This window comes from Jezberella sp., from assembly GCF_964834465.1.
Genome location: NZ_CBAZRM010000012.1, coordinates 70,996 through 87,910 on the forward strand (window position 1 = coordinate 70,996; position 16,915 = coordinate 87,910).

At 52.5% G+C, this 16,915-nt stretch carries 13 protein-coding genes; 4 read left to right on the plus strand and 9 right to left on the minus strand.

Going from position 1 to position 16,915, the window contains the following annotated elements; genetic code table 11:
- Positions 1-56: 56 nt before the first annotated feature.
- From coaBC to AC1W8Y_RS10825, 4 genes are read right to left on the minus strand one after another with little or no spacing between them, the layout of a single operon-like run.
- Positions 57-1,259, minus strand: a complete 1,203-nt coding sequence (gene coaBC, locus AC1W8Y_RS10810; protein WP_482014486.1) for a bifunctional phosphopantothenoylcysteine decarboxylase/phosphopantothenate--cysteine ligase CoaBC — start codon at positions 1,257-1,259, stop codon at positions 57-59.
- A complete protein-coding gene (lspA, locus tag AC1W8Y_RS10815) occupies positions 1,240-1,713 on the minus strand; it encodes a signal peptidase II (RefSeq protein ID WP_482014487.1) in 474 nt (157 codons plus the stop codon). The genes coaBC and lspA overlap by 20 nt, the downstream gene beginning before the upstream one ends.
- Entirely contained in the window at positions 1,710-4,559 is a 2,850-nt protein-coding gene (ileS, locus tag AC1W8Y_RS10820; RefSeq protein WP_482014543.1) for an isoleucine--tRNA ligase, read from the minus strand. The genes lspA and ileS overlap by 4 nt, the downstream gene beginning before the upstream one ends.
- The gene (locus AC1W8Y_RS10825; protein WP_482014544.1) at positions 4,549-5,502 is read right to left on the minus strand and encodes a bifunctional riboflavin kinase/FAD synthetase; all 954 of its coding nucleotides are present in this window, start codon (positions 5,500-5,502) and stop codon (positions 4,549-4,551) included. The genes ileS and AC1W8Y_RS10825 overlap by 11 nt, the downstream gene beginning before the upstream one ends.
- A 92-nt stretch (positions 5,503-5,594) precedes the next feature.
- Between AC1W8Y_RS10825 and purN the strand changes: the two genes are divergently transcribed.
- The 4 genes from purN to AC1W8Y_RS10845 all read left to right on the plus strand — a co-directional run bounded on the left by purN (position 5,595) and on the right by AC1W8Y_RS10845 (position 11,242).
- The gene (purN, locus tag AC1W8Y_RS10830) at positions 5,595-6,254 is read left to right on the plus strand and encodes a phosphoribosylglycinamide formyltransferase (protein ID WP_482014488.1); all 660 of its coding nucleotides are present in this window, start codon (positions 5,595-5,597) and stop codon (positions 6,252-6,254) included.
- Positions 6,255-6,381: 127 nt separating this feature from the next.
- A complete protein-coding gene (locus AC1W8Y_RS10835; protein ID WP_482014545.1) occupies positions 6,382-7,662 on the plus strand; it encodes an RsmB/NOP family class I SAM-dependent RNA methyltransferase in 1,281 nt (426 codons plus the stop codon).
- Positions 7,663-7,757: 95 nt separating this feature from the next.
- Positions 7,758-8,978, plus strand: a complete 1,221-nt coding sequence (locus AC1W8Y_RS10840; RefSeq protein ID WP_482014489.1) for a DesA family fatty acid desaturase — start codon at positions 7,758-7,760, stop codon at positions 8,976-8,978.
- The gene (locus AC1W8Y_RS10845; protein WP_482014490.1) at positions 8,975-11,242 is read left to right on the plus strand and encodes a UvrD-helicase domain-containing protein; all 2,268 of its coding nucleotides are present in this window, start codon (positions 8,975-8,977) and stop codon (positions 11,240-11,242) included. The genes AC1W8Y_RS10840 and AC1W8Y_RS10845 overlap by 4 nt, the downstream gene beginning before the upstream one ends.
- Positions 11,243-11,276: 34 nt before the next feature.
- Here the strand turns inward: AC1W8Y_RS10845 and AC1W8Y_RS10850 are convergent, their stop codons facing one another.
- The 5 genes from AC1W8Y_RS10850 to dapD form a co-directional block, all read right to left on the minus strand.
- The gene (locus AC1W8Y_RS10850) at positions 11,277-11,750 is read right to left on the minus strand and encodes an acyl-CoA thioesterase (RefSeq protein WP_482014491.1); all 474 of its coding nucleotides are present in this window, start codon (positions 11,748-11,750) and stop codon (positions 11,277-11,279) included.
- Between the two features lie 10 nt (positions 11,751-11,760).
- Entirely contained in the window at positions 11,761-13,011 is a 1,251-nt protein-coding gene (locus AC1W8Y_RS10855; protein ID WP_482014492.1) for a dicarboxylate/amino acid:cation symporter, read from the minus strand.
- Between the two features lie 152 nt (positions 13,012-13,163).
- Positions 13,164-15,125, minus strand: a complete 1,962-nt coding sequence (locus AC1W8Y_RS10860; RefSeq protein WP_482014493.1) for an ATP-binding cassette domain-containing protein — start codon at positions 15,123-15,125, stop codon at positions 13,164-13,166.
- Positions 15,122-16,030 carry a 50S ribosomal protein L3 N(5)-glutamine methyltransferase gene (gene prmB, locus AC1W8Y_RS10865; RefSeq protein WP_482014494.1) on the minus strand — a complete coding sequence of 303 codons (909 nt, stop codon included), beginning with the start codon at positions 16,028-16,030 and terminating at the stop codon, positions 15,122-15,124. Before prmB ends, AC1W8Y_RS10860 begins: the two co-directional genes overlap by 4 nt.
- Positions 16,031-16,063: 33 nt before the next feature.
- The gene (gene dapD / locus AC1W8Y_RS10870; RefSeq protein ID WP_482014495.1) at positions 16,064-16,885 is read right to left on the minus strand and encodes a 2,3,4,5-tetrahydropyridine-2,6-dicarboxylate N-succinyltransferase; all 822 of its coding nucleotides are present in this window, start codon (positions 16,883-16,885) and stop codon (positions 16,064-16,066) included.
- Between the last annotated feature and the right edge of the window lie 30 nt (positions 16,886-16,915).

Below are 16,915 nucleotides of genomic sequence, written 5' to 3' on the forward strand. Positions count from 1 at the left end.
AGACGCTTGTTGAACGAAGTTTTCGATAGCGGGCTTGGCGCGATGAGTTTGTTAAGTCAATGCTGGTTGGGCAGACGATCGGCGATTGCCTGCACGATCAGCTTGGCGACCTGTGTCTTATCCCCAGGGGGCAAAGGGTGCTCACCCTGATCATCGAAAATAGCGACCACCGTTTGGTCGGCATCCATCACATGCTGAGCCAGGTTACCAATCAGCATAGGGATATTTTTCCGAAGGCGCTTCTGGTGAGCATATTGCGACAGATTCTCGGTTTCCGCCGCAAAACCAACGCACCAGGGGCCATCTGGTATGGCCGCGACAGCGGCCAGAATGTCGGGGTTAGGTGCAAATTCGAGGGTAGGTGCCTCGTTCGCCTGACTCGTCTTTTTGATTTTATTGGCTTGCGCATTGGAGACGTGCCAATCTGCAACCGCTGCGACGCCAATGAATACATCATGCGCGCTGGCTACACGCATCACGTTGTCATACATTTGTTGCGCAGTTTGCACTTGGATTCGAGACACACCGTAGGGGCAGTTCAATGCTGTTGTACCAGAGATCAATGTCACCTCGGCCCCTGCTTGTTTTGCGGCCAAGGCAATCGCATAGCCCGTTTTGCCAGACGAACGGTTGGTCAAAACACGAACCGGATCGATTGGCTCAGAAGTGGGACCCGCCGTGATCAGCACACGTTTGCCTGCCAATGTCTTAGGGGTGAAGAAGGCGATGGTTTCTGCAACGAGCTGATCAGACTCAAGCATTCTGCCGTCGCCCGTCTCGCCGCACGCTTGCGCACCAGACCCGGGACCTAAAATGACAACACCATCCTCGCGTAATTGTTTGACGTTACGTTGCGTCGCTGGTGCGCCCCACATTTCGCGATTCATGGCAGGTGCGACCAGCAGTGGGCAATTGCGTGCGATACATAGCGTTGACAGCAAATCGTCGCAATGGCCATGGGCAAGTTTTGCCATAAAGTCCGTTGATGCGGGTGCAACGATAATCGCATCAGCGCCTCGGCTCAGATCGATATGAGCCATGTTGTTTGGGATACGCGCATCCCAGGCACTAATGAAGACAGGTCGACCTGACAGGGCTTGCATGGTCACTGGCGTAATGAAGTGGGTCGCCGCCTCTGTCATGACCACATCAACGGTCGCACCGCGTTCTATCAGCCTTCTGACAAAATCGGCACTCTTGTAACAAGCGATTCCGCCCGTCAATCCCAGCACAATCCGTTTATTTTGCAGGTCTTGCATGTAAGCCTCGCAGGATTTCATCGAGCACAAGGAGAATTGCGCCAAAAGTAATCGCAATATCCGCAACGTTAAAGGCGGGGTAATACCAATCTCGCCAATAGAACAATAGAAAATCTACCACGTGACCTTGCAGCACACGATCGATGACGTTGCCAATGGCGCCAGCGAGAATCAATGATAGCGCCAACATGAATCGTCTTTGATGCGTGTGGCGTTTCATGAGCCACAAAATGATCAATGCAGCTGCGACGCCGATCGAAATAAACAGCCACTTTTGCCCACCGCCAAAATCTGCAAGAAAGCTAAAAGCAGCGCCTTTGTTGTAGAGCAGCGTGATATCGAATATTGGCAAGACATTGACACGCTCAGCGAATCGCAGCAGATTTTGCACGTATGCCTTGGTCAACTGATCGAGCAAGATCAACACGCCAGAGAGCGCAAGCCAAACGATCAAGCGCTTGCCCCTTCGCTAAGACTATCGACGCATCGTTTGCAAATGGTCGGCTGAGTGGGATCGACGCCCACGTCAGGGGTGAGGTGCCAGCACCGTTCACATTTTGTCTGTTCGCTAGGTGACACCTGAATATCAAGCTCGCCAGCGCCCGCCGCGACCGTTGCCCGAGAAACAATCAACATGAATTTCAACTGATCGCCAACGTGCTGCAACAGAGCCAAGTCATCGCCGCAGGCCAGGAAATCCACTTCGGCTTGAAGCGATGAACCAATGCTGCCAGCCGTGCGCAAGTCTTCAAGTTTACGCATGACCAGCGCGCGAATTTCGCGCAGTCTTGCCCACCTTGATTGGAGGACATCAGCATTTTCGATAAATGGAATCGAATGGTAGGTGTGAGTAAAAATCGTCACCCCTGTTTGTTCTGGCGAATGCTTCAGCGTCGAGCCCGCCAGAATGCCCCAAGCTTCTTCTGCCGTGAACGATAGAATGGGTGCCATTAACTTGAGCAAGGCTTGCGTGATGTGCAGCAGAGCAGTCTGCGCAGATCGGCGTGCCACACTCTTTGGGGCCGACGTGTAAAGCCGGTCTTTGAGAACGTCGAGGTAAAACGCCCCGAGATCCTCAGAGCAGAAGGTCTGCAGGCGTGCCATGGCTGGATGGAAGTCGTAGCCATCGTAGTAGCTCAAAATCTCAGTCTGTAGTGCCGCAGTCATGCTGATGGCGTATTGATCAATTTCCAGTAACTGATCGACCGATAAGGCATCTGCCTTGGCATCAAAATCTGACAGGTTGGCCATCAAAAAGCGCAGCGTATTGCGGATACGACGGTAGCCCTCAACGACGCGCTTCAAGATCTCATCAGAGATGGTCAGCTCACCCGAATAGTCTGTACTGGCGACCCACAAACGCAGAATTTCTGCCCCAAGACTATCAGACACCTTCTGCGGCGCGATCACGTTGCCCACTGACTTGCTCATCTTACGGCCTTGTCCGTCCACGACAAAGCCATGGGTGAGCAGGGCTTTGTAGGGCGCTCGTCCATTCAACATGCAACCCGTGAGCAAGGATGAGTGAAACCATCCACGGTGTTGATCTGAACCCTCAAGATAGAGATCTGCAGGCCATGAGAGGTCTGTCCCATGTGAGCCAGGGCTGCCGTTGCCTGGCCCTCCCAACACCGTGGCGTGTGTGCTGCCTGAGTCGAACCATACGTCAAGCGTATCGCGATTTTTTTCGTAAAGGGCTGCCTCTTCACCGAGCAACTCGGTGGGATCAAGGGTCTGCCACGCTTCGATGCCTCCGAGCGCGACCCGCTTGGCGACTTCTTCTAAGAGTGTTGGCGTGTCCGGATGCAATTCGCCTGTTTCTCGGTGAATGAAGAATGCCATTGGCACCCCCCATTGCCTTTGCCGCGACAGTGTCCAATCCGGTCGGTTGGCAATCATGGCATGCAGCCGAGCACGGCCCCAAGCGGGGAAGAAGTCAGTCGCTTCGATGGCCGACAGCGCGGTTTCACGCAGCGTGTGTCCGTCGCCTTTAGGGGTGATATCCATGCCAGCGAACCACTGGCTGGTCGCTCGGTAAATAATGGGTGTCTTGTGACGCCAACAATGCATGTAACTGTGGCGATGAGGCTCTTGCTTAATAAGCGTCCCCGCTTGCTCGAGTGCCGCCACAATTTTTGGATTGGCATCCCAGATGCTCAGACCGCCAAAACCGGCTAGCGTGGATGCATACTTACCATCGCCCATGACTGGACTGATAATATCGCTGTCTCTCATCCCGTGCGCTTTGCAGGACAAAAAGTCTTCAATGCCATAGGCTGGTGCTGAGTGCACTACACCCGTGCCAGTGTCTAGCGTGACGTACTCCCCAAGATAAATCGGTGACAGCCTATCGTAGGCAGCGTCAAAACCGGCTAACGGATGATGGAAGTTAATCAGCGACAACGCTTGGCCTTTGCAGGTTGCGATAATCTCGCCTGTTAATGACCATTCTTTAAGACAATCTTCAACTCTATCTTTAGCGAGCAACAAAAACTCACCCGTCGGTTTTGCCGGTGTGATTTTGACTAACGCGTAATCAAATTCGGGATGGATATTGATCGCTTGATTGGAAGGGATTGTCCAGGGCGTAGTCGTCCAGATAACGACCGCACCCGCACCCACATCGGGCAGATTAAACGCGTGGGCAAGCGCCGCCCGATCGGCGAAAGGGAAGGCGATATGGACGGCAGGATCTGTGCGTTCAGCGTATTCAACTTCAGCTTCCGCCAAGGCAGACCCACAGTCAAAACACCAGTTGACAGGTTTGAGACCACGAAACACATAGCCTTTCTCGAGGATACGTCCCAAGGCTCGAATCTCATCGGCCTCGTTACTAAAGTTCATCGTCATATAGGGATGATCCCAGTCGCCGATCACCCCCAAACGGGCAAAGTCTTTTTTCTGCCGACTGATTTGTTCGAGGGCATAGGCACGCGCTTTTGACTGCACCTCAGCGACTGGCAAATGCTTACCGAATTTTTTCTCAATCTGGATTTCAATGGGCATGCCATGACAATCCCAACCCGGCACGTAATTGGCATCGAAACCTGCCATGTTGCGGCTTTTGACGATGATGTCTTTCAGAATTTTGTTGACAGCATGACCAATATGGATATCGCCGTTGGCGTAGGGAGGACCATCGTGCAAAACGAACTTCGGTCTGCCTTGACTCGCTTTGCGTATCGCCTCGTACACGCCTTTCTCTCGCCATTGCTCGACCCAGACAGGTTCACGCTTGGGGAGATCTCCACGCATGGGGAAAGGGGTATCGGTAAGATTGAGGGTTTTTTTATAGTCCATGAAGCGCAAAATATGCACGCGCATGCTGCCTGTCGGCATCCATGGCGGCGGTCAAGGTTGTTAAATCCGGAAACTTCTCTTCGTCCCGGACATGTTGCAGGAATTCCACCGTGACAAGTTTACCGTATGCGTCCAGGTGCCGATCTAGCACATGGGTTTCAAGAAGGATCTGCCCATCGTCGAGCACGGTTGGTCGTACGCCAAGGCTGGCGATACCTGGCATCGGTTTGTCGTCCAGACCATGCACCGAGACCACGTAGATCCCAGAGCGAGCCGCACAGCGATGTGTCACGTGCATATTCATTGTCGCAAACCCCAGCGTTCTGCCCAGCTTTTGCCCGTGAATGACGTGTCCCGAAACGGCAAAATTGCGGCCTAACAAGGCACTTGCCTGGGATAGATCCCCGACAGACAGCGCCGTCCTCACCTCTGAGCTGGAAATGCGATGACCTTTAGCGTCGACGACGTCGGCGTGGGTCTGAACGTCTATCCCGTATTGCCCACAAATTTCACGTAAAAGAGAGATGTCCCCCGAGCGTTTAGACCCGAACCGGAAGTCATCACCGACCAATAACCATCGGACATTCAAGGTGTTGATCAACAAGTCTTCGATGAACGACTTGGCAGCCATGTTGGCCAGATGGCGATTAAATCGAGCGATATAAACACGTTGAGCCCCAAAAGTCAGAAGCGTCTGCACTTTGTCCCGCAAACCCGAGATATGGGTGGGGGCGAGCTCAGGCCGTCGTGAGATATCTGCGAAGAACTCTCGCGGGTGCGGCGAAAACGTCAGTACGGCTGGCTGCAGACGTTGCTCGGCTGCCTCGGCACATAGTCGTCGAAGCATGCTTTGATGACCGAGATGCACGCCATCGAAGTTGCCAATCGATAATGCCGTTTGAGGTCGATCAGCAACCTGCCCAGACTGGCGGGGAATCGCGATCAAGGAGGTCGAAATCGGTGAGTGTGTTTGAAGGTTAGCGGTTTCCACACCTGACAGTTTACAATCTCACGTTGATTTGTCTTGAGATATCTATGCCTGTCGCAGTTCGCCGCCGTTTTGTTGTGCTGATTTCTGGCCAGGGGACCAACATGCAGGCGATGGTCAATCGGTGCCGCAATCAGCAGTTAAATGCTGAAATAGTGGCTGTCGTCTCAAGCAAAGCTGATGCTTCTGGCCTTCAGTGGGCTTCGCAGCATGGCGTTTCCACGCATGTCGTGGTGCCCGGAGATTACCCCGAACGCGAAGCCTTCGATGATGCCCTGGCTGCCTGTGTGGATCAGTTTTCTCCTGATTATGTGTTGCTCGCTGGGTTCATGCGAGTGCTGACAGCTGGTTTTGTTAAACGCTATGAAGGGCGTCTTATTAATATTCATCCGTCCTTGTTGCCAGCTTTCCCCGGCTTGCATACCCACCAGCAAGCACTGGAGCGCGGGGTCAAAGTGCATGGTTGTACCGTGCATTTTGTGACCTCTCAGCTGGATCAGGGGCCGATTATTGCGCAAGGGCTGGTCGCTGTCGTCGAAGGTGACTCGGTTGAGTCGTTATCCGCTCGCGTGCGCAGGGTTGAGCATCTGGTCTACGGGCAAGTGCTTGAATGGCTCGCAAAAGGATTGATCAGTTTGACGCATGATCAACGAGTCAAGATAGAGGGTGTCGCACAGCAGGTTTTCTTTGGTGGTAACGATGAGTAATTCAAGTTTTAAAGATTTTAAAGCGGGCACTTCAGACAGGCGTTCAGACAGCCAGCGCTTCTCAGCGCCGGCCAAACCCAATGTCAGATTGCCTTTAATGGCGGTTCGCATTGAACAAGTGCGGCAGGTGCTCGATGAGGTGTTGACTTGGCGCTTTGCGGCCGATTCAGTGGTCTCACACTGGTTCAGAGCTCATCCCGGTTTGGGGGTGCGGGATAGAGCCGATGTGGCCGAGGCAGTGTATGACGTGCTTCGCCATTTAAGAAGGTATCGACAGTTGGGTGAGAGTGGCGTGGGTCCGGCGATCCGTCGCTTGGCGATTCAAGGTTTGGCCGCCACCAAAGTGCGCCAAAACATCTATGAGGTGCTCGATCCTGGCGAGCAGGCGTGGTTGGATCGTATCGATCAGATTGATCCTGCCTCTTTGCCCTTGCCCGTCAGAGAAAGTTTGCCTGACTGGCTTTATGACCGGCTCAACAATTTTGATGATCTGCCCGCTTTGGTTCATGCCTTGAATCAACCCGCGTCGTTAGATATCCGTGTCAATCCTATGAAAGCCGATCGTGACGAAATGCTCGCCGACCTCACCAAAGGTAACGCTGTCAGACACTCGCCGGTGGCGACTCCTTTCTCGCCTTGGGGGATCCGGCTGGCTGGCCGCCCTTCGATGAACAAGTGGCATCAGTTCGAGCATGGCCTGATTGAAGTGCAAGACGAAGGAAGTCAGTTGCTCGCCTTACTGGTAGGCCCTAAACGGGGCGAAATGGTGATTGATTTTTGCGCTGGTGCTGGTGGCAAGACGTTGTTGTTGGGTGCCTTAATGCGTTCAACGGGTCGTCTGTACGCCTTTGATGTCTCTGCTGCCCGTTTGGCGAAAGCCAAACCTCGCTTTGCCCGAAGCGGTTTGTCGAACATTGTGCCGGTGGTGATTGATCACGAAAATGACAGCCGAGTGCGACGGTTGGCCGGTAAAGCGCAGCGTGTTCTCGTTGATGCACCATGCAGTGGTATGGGTACGCTCAGACGAAATCCAGATCTTAAATGGCGCCAATCATTGCAGAGCTTGCAAGAGCTTGTGGTTTTGCAAGCCAAGATCCTGACAAGTGCTGCTCGATGCGTCGCCCCGGGGGGGCGGTTGGTTTACGCCACCTGTAGCATTTTGACGGAAGAGAATGAAGCTCAAATAGAGCGATTCTTGGCAGCGCACCCTGATTTTGAGTTGATTGACGCCGCGCCTATCCTGGCGGCCCGCGCTGCTTTGCAAATAGAAGGGCCCTATTTAAAGCTGCGGCCAGATGTTCACGGGACTGATGGCTTTTTTGCAGCAATCCTCGAGCGAAAGAAGCTGTTGATTGAAGATGTGAGTGAAATGCCTGAAATTGTTGATGAAATAGCGACAAATGATTGATTTTAGGATAATAAACTTGAAATAAATCGGACACAATCTGGTCGGATCAGATAAAATATCTCTCAACTTATTTTTACCGAGAAAGCTCAAACAATATGCAAGCTATTCTAGATTTTGTTGCGGGTGGTCTGCTTCAAGCCAGTTGGTGGGAAGTCACGCTTTATACATTGGCTGTGACGCACATCACTATCATTTGCGTCACGATTTTTCTACATCGTGCACAGGCACATCGCGGTCTCGATATTCACCCTGCGGTGGCGCATTTCTTCAGGGCTTGGTTGTGGCTCACCACGGGCATGGTCACCAAAGAATGGGTAGCGATCCACCGTAAACATCACGCACGTTGCGAGCGTGAAGGGGATCCCCATTCCCCCATGATTTACGGCATCAATAAAGTGCTGTTCGCTGGGGCAGAACTTTATCGCGGCGAATCAAAAAATCAAGACACTATTTCAAAATTCGGTCACGGTACACCTGATGATTGGGTCGAACGCAATGTGTATAGCCGTTTCAGTGCGACCGGCATCTTGATCACGCTGGCAATCGATTTGATCCTGTTTGGTGCGGTTGGTTTGACTGTATGGGCTGTGCAAATGGCTTGGATTCCTTTCTGGGCGGCAGGTGTCGTGAACGGGATTGGGCATTTCTGGGGCTATCGCAACTTCGCTAGTCCTGACACGAGCACGAACGTTTCACCTTGGGGCATCATTATCGGGGGTGAAGAGCTGCACAATAATCACCACGCCTATGGTTCATCCGCTAAATTCTCCAGCAAATGGTATGAGTTCGACATTGGCTGGTTTTATATTTGCTGCTTGAAAGTGTTTGGTTTGGTCAAGATTAAGAAGGTCGCCCCACGGGTCAAGTTAGAGAACAGCAGTGCCGAGAGTATGGTGAATCTGGGCACGCTACAGGGTGTTATCGCCCATCGCTACGAGATTCTCGCGCGGTATTCGGGCATCATGAAAAAAGCCTGCAGCGTCGAACTCAAACGATTGAGATCACAGGCGAGTGATACGCGAGGGTTGACAGACCAGAATGCGGTCGCCCTGGCCGAAGCAACCCAGTGGATCGGCCGAGGTGATGAAACTCTCTCGCTGGCAGAGCGCGAGCGTATCGATGCAGCCTTGTCGCAAACTCAGCCATTAGCCTTACTCATGCAAATGAGAAATGATCTGACGAAACTCTGGGATAGTTCTTCGGCAACCAGTGATCAACTCTTGCAAGACCTGCAAGCTTGGTGTCAACGTGCTCAGCAAAGTGGCATTGCCAGTCTGGAGGAATTCGCGTTACGTCTACGCCGCTATGCGGCATGATCGATAAGCTCAACGAGCCCCAGCGCGAGGCGGTTACGCTGCCCCTGGGGCATGCGCTCGTGTTGGCAGGCGCCGGTAGCGGTAAAACAAGGGTGCTCACCACCCGCATGGCTTGGTTGATTCAGACTGGCCAGACAAGTCCTCTGGGTATTCTTGCCGTGACGTTTACGAATAAAGCGGCACGCGAGATGTTGGCGCGCATCAGCGCAATCATGCCGATTGATACCCGTGGCATGTGGATTGGGACGTTTCACGGCCTGTGCAACAGACTTTTACGTGCTCATTTTAGAGACGCGGGTCTGCCTCAGGCATTTCAGATACTCGATACAGCCGATCAGTTCGCTGCCATTAAGCGGTTACTGAAAGCCAATAACGTGGACGATGAGAAATATCCTCCGCGAGATGTGCAGCGGTTTATTAACGGTGCAAAGGAAGAGGGTCAACGGCCACCTGACGTCGAGGCCTACGATAGTTTTCGCCGTCGTATGATCGAAATTTACACGCTTTACGAGGCTCAGTGCCAGAGAGAAGGCGTGGTCGATTTCCCTGAATTGTTATTGCGTGCGTATGAATTGCTTAGTCGCAACGAGCCCATTCGCAACCATTATCAAAGACGGTTCAGGCACATTCTGGTCGATGAGTTTCAGGACACCAATAATTTGCAATATCGCTGGCTGACCTTGCTGGCTGGGGATGGGGCATCCGTCTTCGCCGTCGGGGATGACGATCAATCGATTTATGCCTTTCGTGGTGCCAACGTCGGTAATATGGCTGATTTTGAACGCGACTTTGCCAAAGGGGCTGTGATTCGTCTTGAGCAAAACTATCGTTCTTACGGCCATATCCTGGATGCGGCGAATGCGTTGATTAGTCATAACACCGGCAGACTTGGTAAAAATCTCTGGACAGAGCAAGGGGCAGGAGAACCGATCCGTGTGGTCGAACAACCGAGCGACTTTGCTGAAGCGCAATGGATTGTCGATGAAATTCGTAGTTTGGTCGCTGAAGGTCGGTCGCGACACGAGATCGCGATTCTCTATCGAAGCAATGCCCAATCGCGAGTGATTGAACATGCATTATTTTCGAGTGCTATTCCCTATAAAGTCTACGGTGGATTGCGTTTTTTTGAGCGTCAAGAAATCAAACATGCGCTGGCTTACTTGCGGTTGATTTGTAACCCTGATGACGATACCTCTTGGGTGCGTGTCGTGAATTTTCCGCCTCGCGGGATAGGTGCTCGAACCATTGAGTCTTTGATGGATCAGGCGAGAACTTACGACACATCTCTTGCTGCGTCGGTTGCCCGAGTGCCAGGTAAAGCCGGCAGTAATCTTGCACAGTTTCTCGTTTCTATCAGTCAAATGGCCGAAGCTACGCGGGGTTTGCCCTTGCCTGAGTTGGTTGAGCACGTCATTGAGCACAGTGGGCTGATTGCTCATTACAAGACCGACAAAGAAGGCGCAGACCGGATCGAAAATCTTAACGAACTGGTCACTGCCGCCACTGTGTTTTCAATCGAAGAGCACTTCGACGGCTTGCCTGCTGGTGAGCCAGTGCAGTGGGTGAGTCGTGACGCTGGTGCGGGTGAGGATGGTCTGACACCCGCAGAAAATATCTCTCCCCTGGCTTCTTTTTTGTCACATGCGGCGTTAGAAGCCGGTGATAACCAAGCGCAAGCCGGTCAGCAAGCGATTCAGTTGATGACCGTACATGCGGCGAAGGGGCTTGAGTTTGATGCGGTCTTTCTGACAGGGATGGAAGAGGGGCTTTTCCCCCATGAAAATAGTGTGCTCGAGCCCGCAGGTTTAGAAGAAGAACGTCGCTTGATGTATGTGGCGATTACTCGTGCGCGCGAACGTCTGTACTTCAGTTTGGCACAAAGCAGAATGCTACATGGCCAAACCCGTTACCCGATGCGATCGCGGTTTCTGTCAGAAATACCCGAAGAACACCTTAAATGGCTGACCCCGAAGCAGCAGGTCTCACTCGGTGGACTGGGCGGCGAGCCAAGATGGGCTTCCTCAGGTCGTGCGACGGTTTCAAGTCGCGCGCCTGTTGCACCTCGCACGCCGACGAGCGGCGTGTTAGTAGGGGCTCAACAATTCAGGATAGGGCAGGGCGTGAAACACGGCCGGTTTGGAGAAGGCACGATCATCGGCCTCTCAGGGTCTGGGATGGAGGCGCAAGCCCAAATTCAGTTCAGGGATGCAGGCACTAAAACCTTAGCCCTGGGTATCGCTAAACTTGACATCATCCAAGGCTGAGGTTTTCTCGGTCGACATAGAACTTGTCAGGTGCTCAAAACGATGCCTGTTGAGGAGACGGGTTCAAGCCAGCGGCAGTTAAAAACTCAGTTGGCAGCGCCACAGGGCGTTGTGTCTCTCGATTAACACAAACATGCACGAATAAACCTTGCGCGGCGGCAAGGTCTTGATCATCCGTAAATACGGCAACTTCGTAGGTGATTGAGCTTTTGCCTATCTTGCCAATCCTCACGCCGACCCGAATCCAGCCTGGTGCCGATACTTGCGTGAAATAACGGCATTCCGATGCGACGACCAAGGTTTGCCGTTCGCCGTTCAAAAATTTTCGGTAGTCACGCTGAAGCAGAAAAGCATCGACTGCCGTATCAAAAAATGAATAGTAATGGGCATTGTTAATGTGGCCATAGCTATCGTTATCTGCCCACCGCAGGGTAATTGACTCAAAAAAACTGAAGTCGGTTTTTAACCACTGCGATGCGCGCTTTGGATTCGACGGGTCTGTTGTCACGAACAATCGCCTATTTGCTCAGACCAATTTGCAATTGCTTTTCATCAAGAGCGTCGCACCACTTGCCCACGACAACTGTGGCGACCCCATTGCCGACCAGATTGGTCAGGGCGCGTGCCTCTGACATGAATCGATCAATACCAAGGATCAACGCGAGTCCTTCCACTGGCACGTGGCCCACTGAGGACAACGTGGCCGCCAACACAATAAAACCACTTCCTGTCACGCCTGAAGCACCTTTAGACGTCAGTAAAAGGACCAAGAGCAACGTCACTTGATGCATCAAGTCGAGATGGGTATTTGTCGCTTGCGCGATAAACACGGCCGCCATGGTGAGATAAATCGATGTGCCATCCAAGTTGAACGAATAACCCGCCGGAATCACTAAGCCAACAACCGACTTTTTGACGCCGAGCTTTTCCATTTTGTCGATCATCCCAGGTAACGCTGCTTCAGAAGATGAGGTACCCAGGACGATCAAGAGTTCTTCTTTGATGTATTTCACAAATTTAAAAATGCTAAATCCGTGAAATTTGGCAATGAGTCCCAACACAACAAAGACAAAAAGCAAACAAGTCAGGTAAAAAGTACCCATAAGTTTGCCAAGAGAAACCAATGAGCCCAGCCCGAACTTGCCGATAGTAAACGCCATGGCGCCGAAAGCCCCGATGGGAGCGACCTTCATGACAATCCCAACAATACCAAAGAATATCTTTGCAATTTTGTCATTCAAATCAAATACTAATTTACCGGTGTCGCCCAGCTTGTGGAGGGCAAAACCGAACATCATCGCAATCAGCAACACTTGCAGAATTTCACCTTTGGCAAAGGCATCCACGACAGTATTGGGGATGATGTTGAGCAAAAAGTCGGTGGTGGTCTGCATCTTGCCCGGCCCGGTGTAAGCCGAAATTGCCTTGGTGTTGATGGTGCTGACGTCAACATTCATGCCGGCACCAGGTGTCAACACGTTGACGACGATTAATCCGACGATCAAGGCGACAGTACTGACAATTTCAAAGTACAGCAGGGCATAGCCCCCCGTTTTGCCCACCGATTTCATGCTCTCCATGCCGGCGATGCCTGACACCACCGTGCAGAAAATAATTGGTGCGATCAGCATTTTTATCAGCTTGATGAAGCCGTCGCCCAGCGGCTTCATGCTTTCACCGAGCTGAGGGTAAAAATGCCCCACCAGGATGCCAATGATGACCGCAACGAGAACCTGTAAATAAAGTGTCGAATACCAATTTTTTTTCATGATGCCCTACGCGATTTGCGACGCTGATTTGAATGTTGCGGAATTATTGCAGTATTTCATCCCGGCTGAACACCGATTGCATACGGGTTAACCATAATGAATGTTGCGGATAGCCTTTACCATTGCGGTTCTTAGGGCCTTTAAGTAAAGCGCTATTTAGTTTTTTGCTCTAGCGAATCAAGTGCCTCTTGAACTTCAAGCCATTGCTCTTCGAGTGTTTCTTGTTGTTTGGACAGTTCACCATGTCTCGTCAAGGCGAGGATACGTTCTTGCTGACGAGAGTCAGCGTAAAAATCCGGATCGGCAATTAACGAATCAAGACGACTCAGTTCTTCTTGCGTGGTTTGCAAATGTTTATCCACCGTCGCGAGCTTCTTCTCGAGTGGCTTACGTAGCACAGCCATCTGCTGACGCGTTTCGGCATCGAGGCGTTTTTGTTGTTTGCGGTCAATGGGCGCGTCTGTCAGCTCATTGCGCGGGTTGCCGACAGTACTCTGTGAGGCTTGACGTTTGCGTTCAGCGGCTTGGTGGTCGGCCAGCCACGTCTTGTAGTCTTCAAGATCACCATCAAACGCCTGAACGGCACCGTGAGCCACAATCCAGAAGCTGTCGACCGTGGTGCGAAGTAAATGACGATCGTGGGAGACCAACAGCATGCTGCCACCAAACTCAGCCAAGGCCTGCGTCAGTGCCTCGCGGGTCTCGACGTCCAAATGGTTGCTAGGCTCATCGAGTAGTAGAAGGTTTGGTTTTTGCCAGACAATCAATGACAGCGCCAGACGCGCTTTTTCACCACCAGACATGGGTCTTACCGGATCGGTGACACGCGCCCCACCAAAACCGAAACCGCCGAGGTAATTGCGTAGCTCTTGTTCACGCGTTTGGGGCGCCAAGCGTGCCAAATGCTCAAGTGGGCTACTGTCGAGATCTAGCATATCAAGCTGATGCTGAGCAAAATAGCCAATTTCTAGACCACGGGACGCGCGCCGCTCGCCTCGGATGGGGCTTAACTCGCCTGCCAGCGTCTTGACCAAGGTGCTTTTGCCCGCACCGTTGACCCCCAGGATGCCGATTCTATCTCCTCCCCGAATCATCAGCTTGATGTTTTTAAGAATGCTGATGGGTGGCAGACCATTGGCTTGGGGATAGCCCGTTTCCATATCGTCCATCACCAACAAAGGATCTGGCATCTCTGCGGGTGAGGGAATGCGGATATCAATACCGGACTCGGCATAAATAGGGGCGAGTTGCTCCATTCGCGCGAGGGCTTTCACACGGCTTTGGGCTTGCTTAGCTTTGGATGCCTTGGCTTTAAAGCGATCAATAAATCCTTGTAGACGGGCAGTCTCACGGCCTTGCCGTTCGTGGGCGATCCGCGTCAATCGAAGCCGTTCTGCGCGTTGCACCAGGAAGTCGTTATATCCACCCTTATAGCGAACCATTTTGGTTTGATCGATATGCAAAATGGTTTGCGCAACAGCATCCAAAAACTCGGTATCGTGTGAAATAAGCAGAACGGTGCCCGCATAGGCTGTCAGCCAGCGCTCGAGCCAGAGCATGGCATCCAGATCCAGGTGATTGGTGGGTTCGTCAAGCAGCAGAAGTTCAGAGGGCGACATGAGCGCTCGTGCGAGTGCAAGACGCATGCGCCATCCCCCAGAAAAACTATCCACGGGTGCTCCCCATTGCGCTGGCGTGAATCCGAGCCCAGCGAGCAGTTGCTCAGCACGTGACGTGGCGCTCCAGGCACCGACTTCAATGAGTTCGGCCTCGATTTCTGCGATTCGGTGGCCTGCATTCTCGGTCGCGTCTATCGAAGCGCGTTCTGACTGCAATTGACGGAGTCGGGTATCGCCATCAATGACGAACTCTCGGGCAGGCGAGTCAGACGCGGCTATTTCTTGTCTGACGCTCGAAATACGCCAACCTGACGGGACGTCGAGTTGTCCAGCGTCGGCATCCATTTCTTTTTGTAAAAGCGCAAACAGGGTGGTTTTGCCGGCGCCATTCCGGCCGACAATGCCCACCCGTTCGCCCGGATGAACCACGAAATCAGTCGTGTCGAGTAGCACCTTAGCCCCTCGACGAATGGTAAGACCTGTTGCGCGAATCACGTGAGGAGTTGCTCGCGAGTCAGTAACAGAATCTGATCGGTCGCCTCAGTGGTGTCGAGCCACATGGGTGCTAAGTCAGGGAACGCTGCATCGAAATAAGCGCGTTCGTGACCGAGTTCGAGCAGCAACATGCCCTGCTCGGACAGATGTTGTGGTGCCTGTTCGATGATGTTGCGAATCAAGTCCATCCCATCGGTGCCACCTGCCAGTGCCAGTCGAGGTTCGTGAAGATACTCTTTTGGCAACTGATCCATCGTCGTACTGTTGACGTAGGGGGGGTTGCAAATGATGAGATCGTATCGACGATTGACGTTAAGTGACTCGAACAGGCTGCCTTGGTACAAACTCAGGCGATCGGCTAATCCGTGTTCTTGGACGTTGATTTTTGCCACTTCAAGTGCATCGCTGGAGATGTCAGTCGCGTCAACCACCGCATCTGGAAATTCATGCGCTGCAATGATGGCCAGACAACCCGACCCCGTGCATAAATCCAAAATATGTGAAATATCATCCGGATATGGAATCCATGGGCTCAGATGTGCCACCAGCAACTCTGCAATGGGTGAACGAGGCACAATGACCCGCTGATCGACAAAAAATCGATAGCCTTGCAACCATGCTTCGTTGGTCAAATATGCAGCCGGGACTCGATCCATGCACCTGCGATCGATCAAATCAAGCACCCGTTCTTTCTCGTCGGGTAACACATGCGCATCCATGAAAGGATCGAGTTGATCCGCGGGCAGATGTAGGGCGTGCAACACTAAGTAAACCGCTTCGTCCCAGCCATTGTCGGATCCATGACCGAAAAATAGCTGATGCCCATTGAAACGCGACACGCCAAAGCGAATCAGATCTCTCACGGTGACCAGAACAGCACGTGCAGCGCTGTTTCGATCAGACATGGTTAGCAACCTGTTTGTTTGAGCGGGTAGTCATTAAGCGCGCAACAAATCGTTGATACTGGTCTTAGCACGCGTTTGGGCATCGACCCGTTTGACGATGACGGCGCAACTCAGGCTGTGGCTGCCGTCTTCAGCAGGTAAAGACCCAGGGACGACGACCGACCCTGACGGCACGCGGCCATACGTAATTTCTTTGGTTTCGCGATTGTAGATACGGGTGCTTTGCGAAATAAATACCCCCATCGACAGCACTGAATTTTCTTCAATGATCACCCCCTCGACGACTTCAGAGCGGGCGCCGATAAAGCAATTATCTTCAATGATCGTTGGATTCGCTTGCAAAGGTTCAAGCACACCACCGATACCCACGCCACCCGAGAGGTGAACGTTTTTACCAATTTGCGCGCATGAACCGACTGTCGCCCAGGTGTCAACCATGGTGCCCTCATCGACGTAGGCACCAATATTCACATAGGATGGCATCAACACCACGTTTCGACCGATGAAGCAACCGCGACGAGCCACCGCTGGCGGGACGACGCGATAGCCACCCGTTTCGAATGCAGTGCGCCCAAAGTCTGCAAACTTCAGTGGCACCTTGTCGTAAAACTGCACAGGCGACTGACCGATGATGCCATTTTCGTTCAGCCGGAACGAAAGTAACACTGCTTTTTTGAGCCACTGATGCACCACCCAATTGCCGTCGACTTTCTCTGCGACGCGAAGCCGTCCTGTATCCAATGCATCGATTGCATGTTCGACGGCTTCTCTGATGCTGGCATCTGCTTCTTTTGGGCTGATGGTGCTGCGGGCTTCCCAGCCCTGTTCGATGGTCGTTTGGAGGTCGAGAGTCATATGAGTATCTGTAGCTATGCGGTTGAAAGA